We start from the raw sequence: 21,659 nt of genomic DNA on the forward strand, positions 1-21,659 counted from the left end.
ATGAACGCGCCGGTATCGTCTGCGGCTGCCTACGCCACGCGCCGGCGCGCGGTGAGGCTGGCACTTGCGCTGCTGGCGGTGGGGATTGGCGTGGCGCTCTGCTGGTTGGCAGCCGACATGGTGGCCGGTGCGATGGCTGCGCGGGACATGCAACAGATGGCCGATGCCCGGCGGCAGCTTGCCTCGCAGGTGGCGGAGGGCATGTCGAACCAGATTACGGCCGATGTAGCCCTGTTACGCGCGATCCCGCAGACGCTCGCGCAGATCGATGCCATCCCGCAGGCGGTCGAGCGCGTCGACACGCGCCGCTGGAACCTGATGGACCAGGGCTCGCGCGCCAAGGAGGCGCTGTCGCATCGCGAGGTCGTCGACACCAGCGAGTTTCTCAGCACGACCGCCGGCAATCTCGGACTGGACTACGTGTGGGTTGTCAGCCAGGGCGGCTACGTGGTGCTGGCCAGTACGGCTGCTCACGCCGATACGTTTATCGGCGTGCAGTCGAGCATGCAGCCGTACATGAAAGAGGCGATGCTGGGCGGGCTGGGCGAACAATTCACGGTGGGCAGGGTGACCGGCGTGCCGGGCCTGTTCTTCGCGGCCCCCGTGTACGACCGCGGCGGTTATCTCGTCGCAGCCATGGGCACCAAGGTGAGCTTTGCACGCCTGCAGCACTGGGTGTCGCATCCGACATCCCTGGTGACCGATTCGAACGGCCTGATCATTCTGTCAACCGATGCATCGCTCGCGGGCAAGGTGTTGCCGGGGGCGCACCTGCGAGCCATGCGTGCCAGCGATCGTTACAACGCCTACCAGCGCGTCGACTTCGAAACGTGGCCCTATCAGTCCACCGCACAGGCGCATCGTCATGTGCCTGACTGGATGCCCGCCGAGGTGCGCGATGCGCTTACCTGGCGCGAAGGCAGCGCGATGCCTTCGCTCACCGTGTCCCGCAACGCCAGTGCGGACCTCACCGTCATGGTGGTCGAGCCGTTGCCGTCCTGGGGCCAGCAGTTGGCCATGCACGACCGGAACCGAACGATCGGCTTCGTGCTGTTCGTGAGCGTGCTGCTGACGTTCGTGCTGGTGATGTGGTCCTTGGTGCGAGAGCGACAGCATCATCGCCTGACGCGCCATCTCAATGAGCGGCTGCAGCGCACCAACAGCACGCTGGCCAACGAAGCCCATTTCGACCACCTGACGGGTGTACTCACGCGGCGCCGCTTTCTGGCCCTGTTCGATACGGTGCTCATGCGCGCCCACACCCGCGCCGAACCGCTTGTGCTGGTGCTGGCTGACCTGGACCACTTCAAGCGCATCAACGACACATGGGGCCATGCCGTGGGCGACATGGCGCTGCAGCGCTTCGCGTCGCTCGCGACGGGTGTACTGCGCAGCAGCGACATGGTCGGACGTCTGGGCGGCGAAGAGTTTGCCATCGTCATGGGGCGCACCACGCTCGAAGCAGCCACCGAGGTGGCCGAGCGTCTGCGCACGGCGGTGGCCGAGACGGACGAAAGTTTTCCGACCGGGCTGTCGGTGACCGTCAGCATGGGCATGACGGCCCGCAGGCCGGGTGACACCGCATCGGAGATGCTCAGGCGCGCGGACCAGGCGCTGTACCGCGCCAAGGAAAGCGGGCGAAACCGGCACGTGGCCGGTTGATCTGTCAGCGCGCGGTCCGGTCTGCGCGCCGGCGCCGCAGTTCCAGCTGCGTGCGGGTGCCAGAGAGCGGCACACGACGGAAGCGCTCGCGGCGGTGCTCTTCGTCGAAGAACGCGAGCGAAGGCTTGACCAGATCGCTGCGCGACACGATGCCCACCAGCTTGCGCGACTGCGAATCGGCCACCACGGGCAGTCGCTCCAGCCCGTGCACCGCCAGGCGTGTGGCGACGATGCGGCAGGTCTCGCCGGGCAGGGCCATCACCGGGGCATTGGCGCCAAACAGTTCTGCAATGGTGGCGGCACCGCGTGCCTGGCCCGCCAGCAGCGCATCGCGATCCAGCATACCGACCAGCGTCCCATCGCGCACGACGGGAAACCCGCGGTGTGCCTGAGAGGGGCCAAAGCGCCCGGCGAGTACCTCCGCAACGGAAGCTGCAGCCTCGATGGTTTGTACCGAGCGCGTCATGACTTCGTCCACGGCGTGGCGTTCGAGCGGATCGACGGCGTACTCGCGGTAAATGTGGAAGCCGCGGCGCGCGATCTTCTCCGTCATGATCGAGCGGGGCATGGTCAGCACGACAAACCCATAGGCCACCGCCACGGCGAGCAGCACCGGCAGGACTGCATTGACGTCGTGCGTGAGCCCAAACGCGAAGATGATGGCCGTCAGCGGGGCGCCAAGCACGCCGGCCAGGGTGGCAGCCATGCATACCAGCGGCCACAGTGACGGGTCGCCGCCAGGGAGGACGCGGCCCAGCAGCACACCGAGGCCAGCTCCCATCATCAGCAGCGGGGCGAGCACGCCGCCCGAGGTGCCGGACCCCAGCGCGATCACCCAGATGACCGCCTTGACCACTAACAGCGCCAGCGCCACCCGGATGGCCAGATGATTGTGGAGGAGATCGCCGATGACGTCGTAGCCGACGCCGAGCGCACGCGGCTCGAAGTAGCCGCCGATGCCGACCGCCAGTCCGCCGATGGCTGGCCACCACATCCAATGGATCGGCAGCCGGCCGAAGAGGTCTTCGGTCTTGTAGAGCGCCATCGACAGCGAGCGTGCCAGCGCACCGCACAGCAGCCCCGCAACCACGCACGAACCCAGCGCGGGCAGCGTGGCCGGTGCTGTCTCCAGCGGGAACAGGGGGCCGGCATCGAGCACCAGCACGCGAAGAAAGCCTGCCACCGCGCACGCCACAGCCACCGGCAGCATGCTGCGTGGCCGCCATTCAAACAGCAGCAGTTCCACCGCCAGCAGCAGCGCCGCCACTGGCGTGCCGAATACCGCCGTCATCCCCGCCGTGGCGCCGGCCACCAGCAAGGTCTTGCGCTCGGCGGCGGTCAGCTTGAAGAACTGCGCAAAGAGCGAGCCGATCGCGCCACCGGTCATGATGATGGGCCCTTCGGCGCCAAACGGCCCGCCGCTGCCGATCACGATTCCCGACGAGAGCGGCTTGAGCACGGCCACCTTGGGCGACATCTTGCTCTTGCCGAAGAGGATGGACTCAATGGCTTCAGGGATGCCATGGCCGCGAATCTTTTCCGACCCGAAGCGCGCCATCAGGCCGACGATCACGCCCCCGAGCAGCGGTACCGCGATCACCCACACGCCCAGTGTGTTGTCCGCGGGTGAACGGTTGGCCAGCGACAGCGTTTGGAAGAAGAACAGGTTGGTGAAGAAGCGGATCAGGTTGAGCAGCGCCACCGCCGCCAGCGTGGCAAATGCCGCAATGACAACCGCCAGCGCGGTGGTCCGGAAAAGCGTGGTGTCGGTCGCGAAATCGCGCCGATGCGCAAGGGTCTGCATGAGCTTACTGATCGAGATGGGGAATTTTGAAGGCGCGGCTGAAGGCAGACAGCTCGCTCTGATGCAGTGCGGCCAACAGGGCAACGAGGCGATCGCCTTTTCTGGTGAGGTGGACTTCCACCTGACGCGCATCCGCGTCGCTCGGACGGCGCTTGACGAGGTCGATCTCTTCGCACCGTGTGACAAGAGCGGCCGTCCCATGCGGGGCAGCCTGCAGGCGCTCGGCCAATTCGCCGACGGTCGCCCATTCGCGCCCGGCAAATCCCTTGATATGCAGCAGCAACTGGTATTGCAGCGGTGTGATGCCCTTGGACTGGATCAGGTCTTCGGATGCGCGCAGGAAGCGGCGCAGGTGGTAGCGGAAATCGGACAGGGTCTCGAAGTCCTGCTTGGATAACAGGCGAGGCGGGGCGGCTGACATTGTTTATGTATGCGGTTTTCGCGGAATATATCACAACATGACATATTCGATGCGCCGCTGTCGGCTGCGATGCAGCGGTCCCGCCGCACGGTAAAAAGGCCAAGCGATGGCTCGGCCTCCAGGCTTGTCGAACGTTTTCGCGCCGGTATGCGTGGCGGTCCGGTACTTAACGGCGACTTGGCTGTTGGATCGCCTGAACGGCGTCCTTCAGGCGGGCTGCCGTGAGTTCGCCCAGATGCGCGTCGACCAGCTTGCCGTGCGCATCAAAGAACAATGTTGTCGGCAGCCCGCGTGACCCGAATGCACGCATCGCGAGCGACGTAGGATCGAGCACGATGTCACTGAACGTGAGCCCTTCCTGTGCGAGGAACGCACGCACCGTTGCTGCGTTTTCGCCCTGGTTCGCCATCAGGAAGACCACGCCAGGGTAGTCGGATTGCGCTTGCGAGAAGAGCGGCATCTCGCGGCGGCAGGGCGGGCACCAGCTCGCCCACAGGTTCATGACGACGGGCCGGCCGATGTAGCGCGCCAGCGGCTCGGGCACGGCATCCAACGTCTGAAGTCGCAGCGAAGACAACCCGGGCGTTGCACGTTGAAGCGTTGTCAGGGTGCCCAGGGCGGCGCCCCAGGCCAGCATCCCGGCAGCGATGCCCGCCAGTGCCGGCAGACGTACCGCACGCGCGCGGCGTGTCTTCCACAGGATGAACACAAGCGCGGCAGGCAGGCCGATCCACCAATCGAAACCGCCATCGCCGATGGCGACGATGGAGGCGGGAGCCGCGCCGTACTCGGGCCACCAGCGGGCGACATAGCCGGCGCGTGCGGCAATCAGACCGACAAGCAGCGCGTCAAGCAGCACGCTGGCAGCTGCCTTGCCCGTGTCACCCGAGGTGCCGCGTCGCATGAAGCGCGCAACGAGCCACGCGATCAGCGAGGCCAAGGCCAGGATAATGATCCGTACCGAGAACGGGCCGACACTCATCATGGGGAACCTGCACGGTGGGTTTGAACGGGCGCGCGGCCATGAAAAAGCCGCTCCGGGGAGCGGCTATCGCGGTAGTTGGGCAATGAGCCCATCACACCGTCAATCGTCCAGCAGCGACAGGTCGCGCACGGCACCCTTGTCGGCAGACATGACCAGCTTCGCGTAGGCCTTGAGCGCGGCTGACACCTTGCGCGGACGCGGCTTCACGGGCTTCCAGCCCTTGGCATCCTGCTCGGCGCGGCGGCGTGCAAGTTCCTCGTCCGACACCAGTACATTGATTGTGCGATTCGGGATGTCGATGCGGATCTTGTCGCCATCGCGCACGAGGCCGATCGCGCCACCGGCCGCCGCTTCCGGCGAGCAGTGCCCGATCGACAGGCCCGACGTGCCGCCCGAGAACCGGCCATCGGTCAGCAGCGCGCACGCCTTGCCCAGGCCCTTGGACTTGATGTAGCTGGTGGGGTAGAGCATTTCCTGCATGCCGGGGCCGCCCTTCGGGCCCTCGTAGCGCACGATCACCACGTCGCCGGCCTTGACCTTGTCGTTCAGGATGTTTTCAACTGCCTCATCCTGCGATTCGGTCACGTGCGCCGTGCCCTCGAACACGAGAATGCTTTCGTCCACCCCGGCGGTCTTGACCACGCAGCCGTCGAGCGCGATGTTGCCCCTCAGCACGGCCAGGCCCCCTTCCTTCGAGAACGCGTGTTCGTACGAGCGGATGCAGCCTTCCGCGCGGTCCAGATCCAGGCTTGGCCAACGCGTGTTCTGGCTGAATGCAACCTGCGTTGGGATGCCTGCCGGGCCAGCACGATAGAACGTCTGAACGGCTTCGTCCGACGTGCGGACGATGTCCCACTGATCCAGCGCGTCCTTCATTGTGGGGGCGTGCACGGTCGGCACGTCGGTGTGCAGCTTGCCCGCGCGATCCAGTTCGCCCAGGATGGCCATGATCCCGCCCGCACGGTGCACGTCTTCGATGTGGTACTTGTTCGTGTTGGGAGCGACCTTGCAGAGCTGGGGCACCACGCGCGACAGGCGATCGATATCGGCCATCGTGAAGTCGATGCCGGCCTCCTGCGCAATGGCCAGCAGGTGCAGGATCGTGTTGGTCGAGCCGCCCATCGCGATGTCGAGCGTCATCGCATTCTCGAATGCCTTGAAGCCGACCGAGCGCGGCAGCACGCCGTCATCGTCCTGCTCGTAGTACTGGCGGGTCAGTTCGACGATGCGGCGGCCGGCGCGCTTGAACAACTGCTCGCGATCGGCGTGCGTGGCCACCACCGTGCCGTTGCCGGGCAGCGACAAGCCGAGCGCTTCAGTCAGGCAGTTCATCGAGTTGGCTGTGAACATGCCCGAGCACGAACCGCAGGTCGGGCAGGCCGAGCGCTCGACTTCTGCGACGTCGGCGTCGGAATAGGCCTGGTCGGCCGCGATCACCATGGCGTCCACCAGGTCGAGCTTCTTGAATTCGACGGCCTTCGTGACAGGATTGGCCAAGCGGGTTTTGCCGGCCTCCATCGGTCCACCCGACACGAAGATCACCGGGATGTTCAGGCGCATGGCGGCCATCAGCATGCCCGGGGTGATCTTGTCGCAGTTGGAGATGCAGACCATGGCGTCGGCGCAGTGCGCGTTGACCATGTATTCGACCGAGTCCGCAATGATGTCGCGGCTGGGCAGCGAGTACAGCATGCCGTCGTGGCCCATCGCGATGCCGTCATCGACTGCGATCGTGTTGAATTCCTTGGCGACGCCGCCCGCGGCTTCGATTTCTCGCGCGACGAGCTGACCCAGGTCTTTCAGGTGCACATGGCCGGGCACGAACTGGGTGAACGAATTGACGACCGCGATGATCGGCTTCTGGAAGTCTTCATCTTTCATGCCGGTGGCGCGCCACAGCGAGCGCGCACCCGCCATGTTGCGGCCAGCGGTGGAGGTCTTGGAACGGTATGTGGGCATCGTGGTAATCGTAAAAGCGATCGAAAGGAGGCGGGCCACGCGGATACAGGCCCTCGCGCGCCCGTGCGATCAACCTCTTGAGCCACGCCCGGGGCAAAAACGCATTATCCCACGGCTACTCGTTGACGTTACGCGCCCGTCCAGGACGCAATGCTGCGCCGCATCGTTATCGCGTAGGCAATGAAAAAGCCGCCGCTGCTTGCGCAGGGGCGGCTTCGGAATATGGTGCCCGGGGTCGGACTCGAACCGACACGCCTTGCGGCGGGGGATTTTGAGTCCCCTGCGTCTACCTGTTTCACCACCCGGGCGGGTGCAGATGAGCCGCAGATTATGCCAGAACTCTGGCGGACCGAACAAGGCGCGCCTCGCTGGGCCGCTCAGGGCTCCTGGGACGCGTTCTGTGATTCCAGCACGCGCAGCAGCGATGATGTGTCGTCGTATCCCCACCCGCTGGCGACCAGCGTGTTGAGCTGCGACGCCACCAGCTCCATCGCTGGCATCCGAATGCCCAGTTCGTGAGCAATCTCACGAACGAGGCCAAAGTCCTTGTCGTGCAGGCGTGCTTCGATACCGGCGGCAAAGTTGCGCTCGGCCATTTTCGGGCCCATCAGGTCAAGCATGCGGCTGCCCGCAAAGCCGGGGCTGATGGCTGCCAACACGCGCGCAGGGTCGGTGCCCTGTGCGCGGGCAAACAGCATTGCCTCCGCAATGCCCTCGATGTTGATCACTTGCACGATCTGGTTGCACGCCTTGGCGACCTGGCCCGACCCTGCGCCGCCCACATGCGTGATCGTGGTGCCGAGCAACCGCAGCAGCGGACACACGCGCTCGAGCACGTCCGGCTTGCCGCCCACCATGATCGAGAGTGTCGCCTTTTGCGCACCCATGGTGCCGCCCGAGACCGGTGCGTCCAGGAATTCGAGGCCGGCGGCCTCCAGTTCCGCGGCGATGCGACGAGTCGCCACTGCCGAGATCGTGCTGTGGTCGATGCACACAGCGCCGCGCGGCGCGCCATGGACGACGCCATCCGGGCCCAGCAGCACGCCTTCCACATCGGCCGTGGAGGTGACGTTGGTGAAGATGACTTCGGCGTCGCGTGCGGCCTCCACAGGGGTGCTGCAAGGCTCGGCGCCGATGGCGCGCGCATTGTCGGCGGCCTCCGGACGGCGCACATAGGCGCGCACGGTGTGCCCGGCGGCAATCAGGTGCTGGACCATCGGCGTGCCCATGTTGCCGAGGCCGATGAAGGCGATACGTGTCATGGCAGATCTGTGCGTGTTGGATTAGCGCGGGCCAGCGTAAGCAAAGCGGCCGTTCTTGATGATGCCCATCACGCGCGAGCGTTGGTCGAAGCCCTGGTGATCCTGGGCATTCAGGTTCAGCACGCCGTTGGGCACAGTCAGATCGCGCGTGTTTTCCAGCGCGTCGCGCAGGGCGGCGCGGAAAGCGGGCGTGCCAGGCTTGGCGCCGGTCTTGAGCGCGCGGGCCGTGGCGTTGTCGAGCAACTGCCACGCGCCCCAGGCGTCGCCCGCAAATTGCGTGACGGTGTTGGGGCCGTACTTGGCTTCATAGCGATCGGCAAATTCCACGGCGACTTTGCGTACCGGATGGCTGGCCGGCAGCTCGCGCGCCACCACCACGGGGCCGGTCGGGAAGAGGGTGCCTTCCACGTCCTTGCCGCCCACTTTCAGGAATTCCGTGCTGGCGATGCCGTGCGTCTGGTAGATGCGTCCTTTGTAGCCGCGCTCGACCAGCGTGCGTTGGGGCAGGGCGGCCGGGGTGCCGGCGCCGGCAATCAGGATGGCGTCGGGCTTGGCGGCTATCAGTTTGAGAATCTGGCCGGTCACACTGGTATCTGTGCGCGCAAAGCGCTCGTTGGCCACCACGTGCAGCTTGCGCACTTCGGCCAGCTTCGAGAATTCACGCCACCAGCTTTCGCCATACGCATCGGTAAAGCCGATAAAGCCGACGGTGTGCACGCCGCTGTCCGCCATGTGCTGCGTAACGAGCGTGGCCATCTGCGAATCGTTCTGCGGCATCTTGAAGGCCCAGCGGCGCTTGGCGTCCTGCGGCTCGACGATGGAAGCGGAGGCGGCCAGCGTGATCATCGGCGTTTGACCTTCAGCCACCGCGTCGAGCGAGGCCAGCGCTGTCGGCACGATCGTCGGGCCGACGATCACATCCACCTTGTCTTCGGCGATCAGCTTGCGCACGTCGCGCACCGCCATCGACGGGTCGGATGCGTCGTCCAGGATGATGACCTGCGCGCGCTGACCGCCGATGGTCGCGGGCCACATCTGCACGGTGTTCTTGCTGGGAATGCCAATGGCCGCAGCGGGGCCGGTGGTCGACAGCACCACACCCACTCGGATGTCCGCTTGGGCGGGCAGGGCGATGGCGGCGGCGCTGGCAAAGAGCGCCATGCCGCACAGCAGGCGACGTCGGGTCGTCATGAAATCTCCGGGGAAGTTGGGCAATTGCAATTGCGCGCGAATCAGAGCTCGTACGCTTCGTGATCGCCGGACATGAGTTGTTCTACCAGCTTGCGCGTGAGCGTCGGCGCAAACAGTTCGATGAAGGTGTAGACGAAGCCGCGCAAATACGCGCCTTGTTTGACGCCGAGGTGCGTGACGTTGGTGCCGAAGAGGTGGCCGGCCGGAATCGCGCGCAGGTTGCGGTCGCGCTCTGCGTCAAACGCGACGCCCGCCACGATGCCCACACCCAGGCCCACTTCCACGTAGGTCTTGATGACATCCGCGTCGATGGCTTCCAGCACGATATCGGGCTTGATCTGGCGCAGCTCGAAGGCGTGGTCGATCTTGGGGCGCCCGGCAAAGTGCTGGTCGTATGTGATGATCGGATAACCCTTCAGGTCATCCAGCGTCAGGTGCTGGCGAGACAGAAGCGGGTGATCAGGCGGCGTGACCACCACATGCTGCCACTGGTAACCCGGGATCGAGATCAGATCCTTCACATGCGACATGCCCTCGGTGGCGATGGCAATGTCGGCCTGGTCGTGCAGGACCATCTCGGCAATCTGCGCGGGCGTGCCCTGCTGAATGGACAGGCGAACCTTGGGGTATTTGCGCGTGAACTCGGCAATCGCCTTGGGCAGCGCGTAGCGCGCCTGCGTGTGCGTGGTGGCGATGGTGAAGTTGCCCTGGTCCTGCGCGGCGTAGTCCTTGCCGACGCGCTTGAGGGTTTCGACCTCTTCCAGCACGCGCTCGACCGAGGCCAGGATGCGTCTGCCCGGTTCCGTGAGACCCCGGATGCGCTTGCCGTGCCGGGTGAAGATATCGACGCCCAGCTCCTCTTCCAGCTCGATGATCGCCTTGGAGACGCCGGGTTGTGATGTATAGAGCGCTTTCGCGGCCTCTGTCAGGTTGAATTTCTGCCGCACGGCTTCGCGCACGAAGCGGAATTGGTGAAGGTTCATGGCTGCGCGGTCGATAAAGAAGAACGGGTGCGAACTGAACGCTACTTATAACCGACACCATATAAACAAACAATTTTTTATTGGTTTGGGATATGAGGCGCGTTCATTACGATGCTCGAACTTCGTGATAACACGCCCTCACTGTCCCCCGCGCCATGACGCTCGCCTATACGGTTTCCGGTTTGCTGGTCGGCCTGTTGGTCGGCCTGACGGGCGTTGGCGGTGGATCGCTGATGACTCCGCTGCTGACGCTGATGTTCGGCTTTTCGCCGGCGACCGCTGTAGGCACGGACCTGGCATTTGCCTCGCTGACCAAGGGCGTCGGCACCATTGCGCATCGCAGCCATGGCCATATCCGTTGGGACATCGTCAAGCGTCTGTGCCTGGGGAGCTTGCCGGCTGCGCTGGTGACGGTGTTCGTCCTGAAGACAGCTGGCAGTCTCGAGCAGGAATGGATGCACATCATCCGCGTGACGATTGGCGTGTCGGTCTTTCTGACGGTGATCTCGCTGCTGTTCCGCCAGCGCGTGCTCGGCTGGCTGGCACGCAACCCGCGCTATCGGCTGCAGGGTACGGCGCTGGCCATTGCGACCATCATGGTCGGCGCCGTGCTGGGCGTGCTGGTGACGGTGTCGTCCATCGGCGCCGGGGCCGTGGGCGCGACGCTCATCCTGATCCTGTATCCCGAATTGAAGAGCGCCGAAGTGGCCGGCACCGACATCGCCTATGCCGTGCCGCTGACCGCCGTGGCGGGCCTGGGCCACATGTATCTGGGCACGATCGACTGGAACCTGCTGGTGTCGCTGCTGGTGGGCTCCATCCCGGGTATCTGGCTGGGCGCGCGCCTGTCCAAGAATCTGCCGGAACGTCTGGTGCGCGGCGCGCTTGCCGCCACGCTGACGATCACGGCCATCAAGCTGGTGTCGTGATGGGTGTCTTCATGGCGACCCTGCTTGAGATGCGCTGCTGCTGTCGCTGAGGCGACGGCAGCAGCCATCGAACGAACCGTTTTCCCCAATTGAATCGCATGCCGGCACACGCCGGATTGGACTGAACAGTCATGTACCAATACGACGCTTACGATCACCGCCTTGTCGCAGACCGCGTCGAGCAGTTTCGCGACCAGGTGCGCCGCCGTATCTCGGGCGAACTGACGGAAGAGGAGTTCCTGCCGCTGCGCCTGCAGAATGGTCTGTACTACCAGCGCCACGCTTACATGCTGCGCGTGGCGATTCCGTACGGTCACCTGCGCGCCAAGCAACTGCGCATGCTCAGCCACATCGCCGCCGAGCACGATCGCGGCTACGGGCATTTCAGCACGCGCCAGAACATCCAGTACAACTGGATCAAGCTCGAGGAGGTCCCGGACATCCTTGCCAAGCTGGCATCGGTTGAAATGCATGCGATCCAGACGTCGGGCAACTGCGTGCGCAACATCACGACCGACCAGTTTGCCGGCGTCGCGCAGGACGAGTACGTCGATCCGCGTCCGCTGGCGGAAATCCTGCGCCAATGGTCGACGTTCCACCCCGAGTTTGCCTTCCTGCCTCGCAAGTTCAAGATCGCCCTCTCGGCCACGCGTGAAGACCGTGCGGTCACGCAGCTGCATGACATCGGTGTGTATGTCTACGAAAAGGATGGTCGGACGCTGCTTCGCGTCCTCGCAGGCGGCGGCATGGGCCGTACCCCGATCCTGGGCGCGATCATCAAGGAAGACCTGCCCTGGCAGCACATGCTGTCGTACATCGAAGCGGCCATCCGCGTGTACAACCGCTACGGCCGCCGCGACAACAAGTTCAAGGCGCGCATCAAGATCCTGGTCAAGGCCATCGGCGCCGAAGAATTCGCGCGCCAGGTGGAAGAAGAGTGGCAGGCAACGAAGGATGGCCCGTCGACCATCACGCAGGCCGAGTTCGATCGCGTGGCTCAGTACTTCGTGCCGCCCGCGTATGAAAAGCTGGCCGACACCGATGCCGCCTACGAAAAGGCGCTGCTCGAGAACAAGGCGTTCGCGCGCTGGGTCAGCCGCAACGTGCATGCGCACCGCGTGCCGGGTTATGCGTCGGTGACGCTGTCGCTCAAGCCGGGCGTTGCGCTGCCCCCGGGGGACGCGACGGCCGAGCAGATGTCGCTGGTGGCGGATTGGTCCGAGCGCTTTGGTTTTGGCGAGCTGCGTGTCGCGCACGAGCAGAACCTGATCCTGCCCGATGTGAAGAAGCACGACCTGTTCGCGCTGTGGCAACTGGCCAAGGAGCATGGCATGGCTACCGCCAACATCGGCCTGCTGACCGACATCATTGCGTGCCCCGGCGGCGATTTCTGCTCGCTGGCCAACGCCAAGTCGATCCCCATCGCGCAGGCGATCCAGGCGCGCTTCGACAACCTCGATTACGTATACGACCTGGGCGAGCTGTCGCTCAACATCTCGGGCTGCATGAACTCATGCGGACACCACCACGTCGGCAACATCGGCATTCTGGGCGTCGACAAGAACGATGAGGAGTGGTACCAGGTGTCGCTCGGCGGCGCGCAAGGCAACGACTCCGCATTGGGCAAGGTGATCGGTCCTTCGTTCAAGGCCGAAGAAATGCCCGACGTGATCGAACGCATCATCGATACGTTCGTCGCTCACCGCACGGAAGACGAGCTGTTCATCGACACCTACAACCGCATCGGCATGGCTCCGTTCAAGGAACGCGTCTATGTCCGTGAAGCTGCCTAAGCCGAGGGAATGAACATGAGCAAGATCATCAAGCTGCTGAACGCCGCACCGCAAATCGTGGCCGATGACTGGACTGTGCTGCGCGTGCCCGAGGGTGGCGAGCTGACGCAGGCCGATGTCGATGCCGCCGCGCATGCCATCGTGCCGCTGGCCTACTGGGCAGCCAACCGCGACGCGCTGCTCGGCCGCGCCCGCGCTGGCACGCTGGCGGTGTGGCTCGCTCCGGACGACGAGCCGTTCGCGCTGGAGGCTGACCTGCCGAACCTGCCGCTGGTGGCGGTGGATTTCCCGGTCTTTCGTGACGGCCGCGGCTACAGCACCGCGTTCCTGCTGCGCCAGCGCCTGGGCTTCACGCGTGAGTTGCGCGCCATTGGCGACGTGCTGCGCGATCAGCTCGACTTCATGCGCCGTTGCGGTTTTGACGCCTACGCCGTGCGTGCAGACAAGAACATCGACGACGCACTGAATGGCTTTGGCGAGATCAGCGTGCGCTATCAAGGCGCCGTCGACGAGCCGCGCCCGCTGTTCCGCCGCGAGCGTGCTGTCCAGGAGGCCGCGTGAGCCTGAGTGACGCACAAGAAGGCCAAGAGATCGCCGTGTCTGAAGTGCCGGTGTCCGCAATCGGGCGCCCTGTGCTGTGGGCGCGCCCCGTCTACACCGGCACCGCGGAAGCCCTGGCCGCCAAGGAAGCTGCGCTGTTTGAGCGCCTGGCCGAGATTGCCGCCAAGCACGGCGTGGCGAAGTTCGCCACCAGCCTGGCCGCCGAAGACATGGTCGTGACCGATGCCATCCTGCGCAGCCCCGAAGCCGTACGCGCGCACCTGCCGATCTTCACGCTGCAAACCGGGCGCCTGCATGCCGAAACGCTCGCGATGCTCGACCGCATCCGCGCGCACTACGGTTACGCGATCGAGCAATACACACCGGACGCTCGCGCGGTGGAAGCCTACGTACGCGACCATAGCCTCAACGCCTTTTACGACAGCATCGAGCTGCGCAAGGCCTGCTGCAACATCCGCAAGGTGGTGCCGCTGAACCGCGCACTGAAAGACGCCGACGCATGGCTCACGGGCCAGCGCCGCGAGCAGGCTGTCACCCGTGCCGACCTGCCGTTTGCCGAAGACGACACCGCGCGCGGCATCGCCAAGTACAACCCGCTGTTCGACTGGTCCGAGGCCGAAGTCTGGGCTTACCTCGAGCAGCACAACGTGCCGACCAACGCGCTGCATGACAAGGGCTATCCCAGCATTGGCTGCGAGCCCTGCACGCGCGCGGTGCGTGCCGGCGAGGACGTGCGTGCCGGCCGGTGGTGGTGGGAATCGCGCGACAGCAAGGAATGCGGTCTGCATGCGGCAAATGCGGTGACAAATTCGGCGACGAATCTGTCGCAAAAGAATTGAGCGAAAGCGAAGGAAGAACCATGGGAGTGATGAGCGAGATCCCCGGCACGGCGCTGACGCCTGTGCAGAACGAACACCTCGACTGGCTCGAAGCCGAGTCGATCTACATCATCCGCGAGGTGGTGGCCGAGTGCCGCAACCCGGCGCTGCTGTTCTCGGGCGGCAAGGATTCGATCGTCATGCTGCATCTGGCGCTCAAGGCCTTCCGCCTGGGCGATCGCAAGATCGAGCTGCCGTTCCCGCTGGTGCACATCGACACGGGGCACAACTACCCGGAAGTGATCACCTTCCGCGACGAGCAGGTTGCCAAGCTCGGCGCGCGCCTGGTGGTCGGGCATGTGGAAGATTCCATCAAGCGCGGCACCGTGCGCCTGCGCAAGGAAACCGATTCGCGCAACGCGGCACAGGCCGTCACGCTGCTGGAAACCATCGAATCGCACGGCTTCGACGCCCTGATGGGCGGTGCCCGCCGCGATGAAGAAAAGGCCCGCGCGAAGGAACGCATCTTCTCGTTCCGCGACGAGTTCGGCCAGTGGGATCCGAAGGCCCAGCGCCCGGAACTCTGGAGCCTGTACAACGCCCGCATGGCGCAGGGCGAACAGATGCGCGTGTTCCCGATCTCCAACTGGACGGAACTCGACGTGTGGCAGTACATCGCTCGCGAGAACCTGGCCCTGCCGCCGATCTACTACGCGCATCAACGTGAAGTCGTGCGCAAGAACGGCCTGCTGGTGCCGGTGACGTCGATCACGCCCAAGGCCGATGGCGACGTGAGTGAAGTCCTGTCGGTGCGCTTCCGCACCGTGGGCGACATCAGCTGCACGTGCCCGGTGGCGAGCACCGCCGCCACGCCGGCCGAGATCATCGCCGAGACGGCCGTCACCGAAATCACCGAACGCGGCGCCACGCGCATGGACGACCAGACGAGCGAAGCCTCGATGGAAAAGCGCAAGAAGGAAGGGTATTTCTGATCATGACAACGCATTCGACGCATCCTGCATCGCACCAAGGCCTGCTGCGCTTCATCACCGCCGGTTCCGTTGACGACGGCAAGAGCACGCTGATCGGCCGCCTGCTGTACGACAGCAAGGCCGTGCTGACCGACCAGCTGCAAGCGCTGGCCAACGCCAAGAACAAGCGCACTGCCGGCGAGCAGATCGACTTCTCGCTGCTGACCGACGGCCTGGAAGCCGAGCGCGAGCAGGGCATCACGATCGACGTGGCGTACCGCTATTTCTCGACTGCGCGTCGCAAGTTCATCATTGCCGACACGCCGGGCCACGAGCAGTACACCCGCAACATGGTGACCGGCGCCTCGACCGCGCACGCTGCCATCATCCTGATCGATGCCACGCGTGTGACGACCGTCGATGGCAAGACGGAGCTGCTGGCCCAGACCAAGCGCCATTCGGCCATCGTCAAGCTGCTGGAGCTGCAACATGTGATCGTGGCCATCAACAAGATGGATCTGGTCGACTACAGCGAAACGCGCTTCAACGAAATCCGTACCGCCTACGATGCATTGGCCACGCAACTGGGTCTGCGCGACGTCCGTTATGTGCCGGTGTCGGCGCTGCGCGGCGACAACATCGTGCACGCATCGGAAGGCATGCCGTGGTATCAGGGCGAGCCGCTGCTGGCTTTGCTCGAAGACCTGAAGGTGGAAGAGACCGCTCCGGCGGGCGACGATGCGCTGCGCTTTCCGGTGCAGCTGGTGGCGCGCCAGGATGGCTCGCAAGCCGATGATTTCCGCGGCTACATGGGTCGTGTGGAAGCCGGCACCGTGCGTGTCGGCCAAGCCGTGCGCGTGCTGCCCGCCAACCGCGAAACCACGGTGGCTGAAGTGCTGACGCCCAATGGCGCAGCTGAATCCGCCGGCCCCGGCGAGACCATCACCGTGCGCCTGGCGGACGATGTGGACATCTCGCGCGGCGACACCATCGTCGCTGCCCCGACCACTGCCGCCAACGCAGCCAAGAAACTGCATGCCGACCTGTGCTGGTTCGACGAACACGAACTGAACCCGGCCCGCAAATACGTGCTCAAGCACACCACGGCCACCGTGTTTGCACGGGTGTCGGATGTGGAGCGCGTGCTCGACGTGCATACGCTGTCGCACGAAACCGGCCGCAAGCAGATCGCGCTCAACGATATCGGTACGGTCAATATCAGCCTGCAGAAGCCGATCGTGTGCGACGCGTACGGTGATAACCCGGCGACCGGCGCGTTCATCCTAGTGGACGAATCGACGCACCATACGGTGGCGGCTGGCATGATCCGTGCATTTTCCTGATGTGGATGGGGCGCGGTAATGCGCCCCGCAGGAAAAAGCAAAGGAATCTAGGCAATGGAAGCGAAAACCCCCAAAACACTCGGCCACGTGAGCCTGATTGGTGCCGGCCCCGGCGCGGCGGACCTCATCACGGTGCGCGGTGCACGATTGTTGGGCGAAGCCGAGGTCGTGCTGCATGACGCACTGGTCTCGCCCGAGGTCTTCCAGTACTGCCCGCAGGCGGTGCTGATTGCGGTCGGCAAGCGCTGCGGCAAGCGTTCGACCGCGCAGCGCTTCATCAATCGCCAACTCGTCGACCTGGCCACCAAGTACCAGCGCGTCGTGCGTCTGAAGGGTGGCGATCCGATGCTGTTTGGCCGTGCTGACGAGGAACTGCAGGCGCTCGAGCAGGCCGGCATCGACTACGAAGTCGTACCAGGCATTACCGCTGCGCTGGCAGCCGCGTCCGCCATCCGCCAGCCGCTAACCAAGCGCGGCGTCGCCCGCAGCGTGGCGTTCGTTACGCAAGCCAAGGCGGCCGATCCGGATACGCCGCAACCCGAAGCCGTCGTGCCGGAACCCGCGGCGCAGGCCGATTCGCTCGTCTACTACATGGGCCGCGATCAAGCCGCTTCCATCGCTGCAGACCTGATCGCCCGTGGCCGCGCCCCGTCGACGCCTGCCTGGGTGGTCGAGGCTGCCACCACGCCCGAGCAGCGCTCGGCCTGTTTCACGCTGCGGCAAATGGCCGATGGCGCCGCTGCGCAGTGGATCAACCCTGAGCATCCGAGCTTGCTGATGATCGGCGACGCGTTTGCCGCGCGGGCCACGGCATCCGCGCCGGAAGTCCTCGTCAGCGAGCCGCACATCCTGGCCGCCTGAGCGACGCTCAGAACGCCAGCGCCACCTTCCCGAACACCGTTCCGGCTTCCATCGCCCGGAACGCCTCCCGCGCTTCCTGCCACGGCCGTACCTGATCGACGATCGGGTGCAAGCCGTGCAGCGCCAGCGCCCGGTTCATCGCCTCGAATGACGCGCGCGATCCGATCGACGCTGGCCGGATCACCCCTTGCGCGCGAAAATCTCCAGCGGATTCACGCCACCCTCGCGCCCGGCCAGATAGCCGACCAAGTGGATCTGCCCGCCCACCCGCAACGCTTTCAGCGAGCGCGCGACGGGTGAACCGGAAGGTGTGTTGCGTGTGGGCGTGAGCCACGCCGTGGGCGATGTGCGATTCGCGCGCGTACTGTCTGGCCTGCGGGAGCGCTATCCCGCGGTGTCGTTTCGCCTGAGCTGCGAGTGGGGCGGCGTCTTGCGCGAGCGCCTCCAGCGCGCCGAACTTGACGCAGCCCTGTGGCTCGCGCCGTCCCGCGCCCATGGCCGCCATGCCGGTGAAGGCATCCGCGTGATCGGCGCCGAGCCGGTCAGCCTGATTGCCGCGCCGTCCCGCAGGCTGCCACACGCGTTATCAATGGCGCAGGTCCGGGACGAGGCCTGGGTGCTGAACCCGGCCGGCTGCGAGATGCGCGCGTGGTTGCTGGGCCGCTACGAGGCTGACCGGGTGACGCCCAACGTGGCTGCCGAGGTGCAGTCGGTGCCATTGCAGCACGCGCTGGTGGCGGAGGGCTTTGGATTGGGCTTCGCGCCGTTGCGCCTCATCGGCGCGCAGCTTGATGAGGGTTCACTATCGGCGCACAAGCTGGCAGCGGGCGCCGTCGCTCGGCCGGCTGGGGCGCGTAGTGGACGCGCTCGAATCGGCATTGTGCGCGGAAGCCGTGGTGGCGCGTGATTGACCTAACGTTCCTTTCGGGTGCCTGCCATGCCGCACGTGATCATCGAATACACCGCCAATGTCGAAGCCGAGGCGCGCATTCCGGAGCTGATGCGCGCGCTCAACGATGTCCTGATCCGCCATGCCGATGTGTTTGCCACGGGCGGCATCCGCACGCGCGCGCTGCGGCTGGATCAATACCGCATGGCGGATGGCGCGGCGGACGACGCCTTCATTCACGTGACGTTCAGGATCAGTGCTGGTCGGCCCAAAGCGGTCACGGGGCCCGTCTGCGACGATATGTTCGCAGCCATGCGCGAGCATCTGGCGGGTGTGTTTGCGCGACGCTATCTCGGCCTGGCGCTGGAACTGGTGGAGTTCGATACGCACGGGTTCCATGTCGAGAACAACGTGCACGGGCGCTTTCAGCGCACGCTGGAACCGCAGTAGGGGGGGGGCTAGCCGAGCTGTCGTGCGCAATAGCCGGCGATGGCGTCGAGCACGCCGTCATCTTCGCCGACGGCGTCAGCGCAATGGATGGAGAGGGTCGGGTGGGCCTGCACGCATTGCGCGACGAGCGCCGGGAGGTCGCGCCGCAAGTGGCCGCCCTGACCAAAGAACACCGGCACGATGGTGACGCGTTGCGTGCCCGCGGCGGCCAGCTCATCGATGGTGCTCGGCAGGTCCGGCGTCATCAATTCAAGAAACGCGAGCCGGACATCCACCGCGGGCTGCTGGGCGGCCAGGCGCGTGCGCAGGCGGTCAAACGGCTCGCGCCAGCGGGCGTCGCGCGCACCGTGCGCAAAGAGGATGAGGGCGCGCGCTGCCATCAGTGACGCTCCACCCAGCGCAGGCTCACCAGTGCGAGCGCCAGGTACAGCGCGCCCGGCACGATGGCCGTGAAGATGGCCGGCCACGTATTCAGCAGGCCGACGTGCGAGAACAGGTTGTTCACCAACTGGAACGACAGGCCGAGCATGATGCCGCCGAACACCTTCAAGCCGACCGCGCCGGCGCGCGCGTGCAGATAGGCGAAAGGCAGCGCCAGCGCCATCATCACCAGCACCGTGAAGGGGTAGACGATCTTCTTCCACAGCGCGATCTCGTAGCGCTGCGTGTCCTGCTTGTTGTCGCGCAGGTGACGGATGTACTGGAACAGATCCAGCGTGGCCATGCGGTCGGGCGTGACCATCAGCACCGACAGGATCTGCGGTGTCAGCTCCGAGCGCATCTCCTGTTGCGGCAGCTTGACCTGCTCGCCACGGAAGTCCGGCGCGAGCGCGTCGGGTGCGCCCGGCACGGCCTGCACGGTGTCCTGCGGCGTGGTCGCGCCAGGCTTGCGCGGGAATTCAACGAAGCGCGTTTCCGTGACATCGCTCAGTTGCCAGTTCTGATGGCCCTGGTAGCGGGCCTGCTGGGCCACGCGAATGGAGCTCAGGCGGTAATCCGAATCAAATTCGTAGATGCGCAGGCCCTTGATGGACTGGTCCGGCTGGAGGCTTCCCACGTTGACGAAGCGGGTGACCTCGCCGCCCGAGCCGTCAGGCGCGGCAGGACCGCGATCCTTCACCCACACGCCCGAGCGGAACCCGGCCGACACGGTGGCGCCCAGCGCTTCCAGTCGCACCTTCTGGGCGTACTCTTCTGCTTTCGGCCCGATGAATTCACCGAAGATGTACGTGACGAGCGCCAGCGGCAGCGCAATCTTGAACAGCGACAGCAGCGCACGGCGCGTATCGAGCCCGGCCACGCGAAAGATCGTGAACTCCGACTGGCTCGCCATCTGCGAGAACACATAGATGGCGCTGATGAGTGCCGCCACCGGAATCACTTCGTACACACGCGTCGGCGCCTGCAGCATCACGTGGAAGAACGCGACGAGCGTGGTGTAGCGCCCAACCACCGAGCCCAGCTCGCCCAGCATGTCGAAAAAGATGAACAGTGCCAGCACCGCAAACAGGATGAAGATGAACACCCCGTAGATCTGGCGTGCGAAGTACTTTTCGTAGACTGGCATCTTCATCATGCGCCCGCCTTCTTCGGCGCGAAGCCGAGCAGCGCGAAGATACCCTTCAGGCCGGCGGCGCTGTAGTGGCGGAAGCGGAACAGCAGCACCGCGCAGATGAACGCCACCAGGTGGATCGGCCACCAGGCCATGAACACGCTCATCTTGCCCTGCGAGACCCACGCCTGCGACAGGTTCAGCAGGTTCGAATACGTCAGGTAGATCAGCACCGCGAAAATCATGGGCGTATAGCGGCCCAGGCGCGGGTTGACGTAGGCCAGCGGAATGGCGATCAGTACGAAGTTCAGCGCCAGCAGCGGCAGGCCGATACGCCAGACCAGTTCGCCGAGGTTCTCGGGCGTCGGGTTGGCGAGCAGATCCTTCGTGGAGCGGCTCTTGGTGGGCAGGTTGGCGTCGGCCTGCGGCGGCTTGTTGGCGACCTTCACGCCGTATTTGTCGAACTCGACGATGCGGTAATCGAGCTTGCCGGGCGTGCCTTCATAGCGACGGCCCTTGTCGAGCACGACAAAGCGGTCGCCGTTGGGCATGGTCTTGAATTCGCCGCTCTTGGCCAGCGCCACGCCGATCTTGTCCTGTTCCGCATTGGCGACAAACAGGTTGCGGGCGTGCTTCATGCCCGAATCCACGCCTTCGATGAACAGCACGTAATTGCCGTGCGACGGTTCGATGAAACGGCCGGCGGAGATCATCGACAGCACGTCACGCTGCTCGAAGCGGTCACGGAACAGCGCGCTCTGCTGGTTGGCCCACGGCCAGCCGAACAGGGCCAGCAGCGCCACCAGCACGATGAACGGCAGCGAGAAGCGCAGCACCGGGCGGATGAAATCCGTCAGGCTGATGCCCGACGTGAACCACACCACCATCTCGGAATCCTTGTACCAGCGCGTGAGCACGAGCAGCACCGAGATGAACAGCGTGGCGCACAGCAGAATCGCCAGGTAACCCAGCGTGGCCAGGCCGATGAGGAGCAGGACGTCGTTCGGGTTGGCCTCGCCGTTGGCGGCCATGCCGAGAATGCGGATCACCAGCGTGGTCAGCATGAACGTCAGCAGCACGAGGAAGACGGCGCCGGCGGTGAAGGACAGCTCGCGTCGCAGGGCTTGTTCGAAAATCATGCGGGTGCAGGATGGGAGGGCGAGCTCCGGACCAGGGTTCGGGACGATGGCGACGCCATTTGCGTACCATCGGAGCCCCCGCGAAA

At 65.1% G+C, this 21,659-nt stretch carries 21 protein-coding genes and 1 tRNA gene; 10 read left to right on the forward strand and 12 right to left on the reverse strand.

What is annotated here, in order from left to right; genetic code table 11:
- A complete protein-coding gene (locus R2N03_RS01690) occupies positions 1-1,662 on the forward strand; it encodes a sensor domain-containing diguanylate cyclase (protein ID WP_316654490.1) in 1,662 nt (553 codons plus the stop codon).
- 4 nt (positions 1,663-1,666) lie between these two features.
- Here R2N03_RS01690 and R2N03_RS01695 read toward each other — a convergent pair whose 3' ends face one another.
- From R2N03_RS01695 to R2N03_RS01730, 8 genes are all read right to left on the reverse strand, one after another.
- Complete coding sequence (locus R2N03_RS01695) at positions 1,667-3,466, reverse strand: chloride channel protein (RefSeq protein ID WP_316654492.1); 1,800 nt, start codon at positions 3,464-3,466, stop codon at positions 1,667-1,669.
- A 4-nt stretch (positions 3,467-3,470) separates the two neighbouring features.
- Positions 3,471-3,887: a MarR family winged helix-turn-helix transcriptional regulator gene (locus R2N03_RS01700; protein WP_316654494.1), complete on the reverse strand. Its 417-nt coding sequence runs from the start codon at positions 3,885-3,887 to the stop codon at positions 3,471-3,473.
- 166 nt (positions 3,888-4,053) lie between these two features.
- Positions 4,054-4,872: a prolipoprotein diacylglyceryl transferase family protein gene (locus R2N03_RS01705; RefSeq protein WP_316654496.1), complete on the reverse strand. Its 819-nt coding sequence runs from the start codon at positions 4,870-4,872 to the stop codon at positions 4,054-4,056.
- A gap of 99 nt (positions 4,873-4,971) precedes the next feature.
- A complete protein-coding gene (ilvD, locus tag R2N03_RS01710) occupies positions 4,972-6,831 on the reverse strand; it encodes a dihydroxy-acid dehydratase (RefSeq protein ID WP_316654498.1) in 1,860 nt (619 codons plus the stop codon).
- A 223-nt stretch (positions 6,832-7,054) separates the two neighbouring features.
- Positions 7,055-7,139, reverse strand: a tRNA-Leu gene (locus R2N03_RS01715).
- Positions 7,140-7,208: 69 nt separating this feature from the next.
- Complete coding sequence (locus R2N03_RS01720) at positions 7,209-8,093, reverse strand: NAD(P)-dependent oxidoreductase (RefSeq protein WP_316654500.1); 885 nt, start codon at positions 8,091-8,093, stop codon at positions 7,209-7,211.
- A 21-nt stretch (positions 8,094-8,114) separates the two neighbouring features.
- The gene (locus R2N03_RS01725) at positions 8,115-9,284 is read right to left on the reverse strand and encodes an ABC transporter substrate-binding protein (protein WP_316654502.1); all 1,170 of its coding nucleotides are present in this window, start codon (positions 9,282-9,284) and stop codon (positions 8,115-8,117) included.
- 41 nt (positions 9,285-9,325) lie between these two features.
- Positions 9,326-10,267 (reverse strand): CysB family HTH-type transcriptional regulator, encoded by a 942-nt coding sequence (locus tag R2N03_RS01730; protein WP_316654504.1) that lies wholly within the window; start codon positions 10,265-10,267, stop codon positions 9,326-9,328.
- A gap of 155 nt (positions 10,268-10,422) precedes the next feature.
- Between R2N03_RS01730 and R2N03_RS01735 the strand changes: the two genes are divergently transcribed.
- From R2N03_RS01735 to cobA, 7 genes are all read left to right on the forward strand, one after another.
- Positions 10,423-11,196 (forward strand): sulfite exporter TauE/SafE family protein, encoded by a 774-nt coding sequence (locus R2N03_RS01735; RefSeq protein WP_316654505.1) that lies wholly within the window; start codon positions 10,423-10,425, stop codon positions 11,194-11,196.
- Positions 11,197-11,327: 131 nt separating this feature from the next.
- Positions 11,328-12,989 (forward strand): nitrite/sulfite reductase, encoded by a 1,662-nt coding sequence (locus R2N03_RS01740; RefSeq protein WP_316654507.1) that lies wholly within the window; start codon positions 11,328-11,330, stop codon positions 12,987-12,989.
- Positions 12,990-13,004: 15 nt separating this feature from the next.
- Positions 13,005-13,550 carry a DUF934 domain-containing protein gene (locus R2N03_RS01745; RefSeq protein WP_316654509.1) on the forward strand — a complete coding sequence of 182 codons (546 nt, stop codon included), beginning with the start codon at positions 13,005-13,007 and terminating at the stop codon, positions 13,548-13,550.
- Positions 13,551-13,552: 2 nt separating this feature from the next.
- Complete coding sequence (locus tag R2N03_RS01750) at positions 13,553-14,389, forward strand: phosphoadenylyl-sulfate reductase (RefSeq protein ID WP_316656489.1); 837 nt, start codon at positions 13,553-13,555, stop codon at positions 14,387-14,389.
- Between the two features lie 20 nt (positions 14,390-14,409).
- A complete protein-coding gene (cysD, locus tag R2N03_RS01755; protein ID WP_232040774.1) occupies positions 14,410-15,360 on the forward strand; it encodes a sulfate adenylyltransferase subunit CysD in 951 nt (316 codons plus the stop codon).
- Between the two features lie 2 nt (positions 15,361-15,362).
- A complete protein-coding gene (locus R2N03_RS01760; RefSeq protein ID WP_316654516.1) occupies positions 15,363-16,682 on the forward strand; it encodes a sulfate adenylyltransferase subunit 1 in 1,320 nt (439 codons plus the stop codon).
- Positions 16,683-16,736: 54 nt separating this feature from the next.
- The gene (cobA, locus tag R2N03_RS01765; RefSeq protein ID WP_316654517.1) at positions 16,737-17,543 is read left to right on the forward strand and encodes a uroporphyrinogen-III C-methyltransferase; all 807 of its coding nucleotides are present in this window, start codon (positions 16,737-16,739) and stop codon (positions 17,541-17,543) included.
- 7 nt (positions 17,544-17,550) lie between these two features.
- On the opposite strand, the gene R2N03_RS01770 is transcribed toward cobA, so the two are convergent.
- Positions 17,551-17,877: a zinc-binding dehydrogenase gene (locus tag R2N03_RS01770; protein WP_316654519.1), complete on the reverse strand. Its 327-nt coding sequence runs from the start codon at positions 17,875-17,877 to the stop codon at positions 17,551-17,553.
- Between R2N03_RS01770 and R2N03_RS01775 the strand changes: the two genes are divergently transcribed.
- A complete protein-coding gene (locus R2N03_RS01775) occupies positions 17,797-18,450 on the forward strand; it encodes a substrate-binding domain-containing protein (protein WP_316656491.1) in 654 nt (217 codons plus the stop codon). The two genes, R2N03_RS01770 and R2N03_RS01775, sit on opposite strands and share 81 nt — an antisense overlap.
- Before the next feature lie 30 nt (positions 18,451-18,480).
- Positions 18,481-18,882, forward strand: a complete 402-nt coding sequence (locus tag R2N03_RS01780) for a 5-carboxymethyl-2-hydroxymuconate Delta-isomerase (protein WP_316654521.1) — start codon at positions 18,481-18,483, stop codon at positions 18,880-18,882.
- Between the two features lie 8 nt (positions 18,883-18,890).
- On the opposite strand, the gene R2N03_RS01785 is transcribed toward R2N03_RS01780, so the two are convergent.
- From R2N03_RS01785 to lptF, 3 genes are read right to left on the reverse strand one after another with little or no spacing between them, the layout of a single operon-like run.
- Positions 18,891-19,262 carry a sirohydrochlorin chelatase gene (locus R2N03_RS01785; RefSeq protein ID WP_316654523.1) on the reverse strand — a complete coding sequence of 124 codons (372 nt, stop codon included), beginning with the start codon at positions 19,260-19,262 and terminating at the stop codon, positions 18,891-18,893.
- Positions 19,262-20,455 (reverse strand): LPS export ABC transporter permease LptG, encoded by a 1,194-nt coding sequence (gene lptG, locus R2N03_RS01790; protein WP_316656493.1) that lies wholly within the window; start codon positions 20,453-20,455, stop codon positions 19,262-19,264. Before lptG ends, R2N03_RS01785 begins: the two co-directional genes overlap by 1 nt.
- Positions 20,455-21,573, reverse strand: a complete 1,119-nt coding sequence (gene lptF / locus R2N03_RS01795) for an LPS export ABC transporter permease LptF (protein WP_316654525.1) — start codon at positions 21,571-21,573, stop codon at positions 20,455-20,457. The genes lptG and lptF overlap by 1 nt, the downstream gene beginning before the upstream one ends.
- Between the last annotated feature and the right edge of the window lie 86 nt (positions 21,574-21,659).

Source organism: Ralstonia condita, from assembly GCF_958405655.1.
Lineage (GTDB): Bacteria > Pseudomonadota > Gammaproteobacteria > Burkholderiales > Burkholderiaceae > Ralstonia > Ralstonia condita.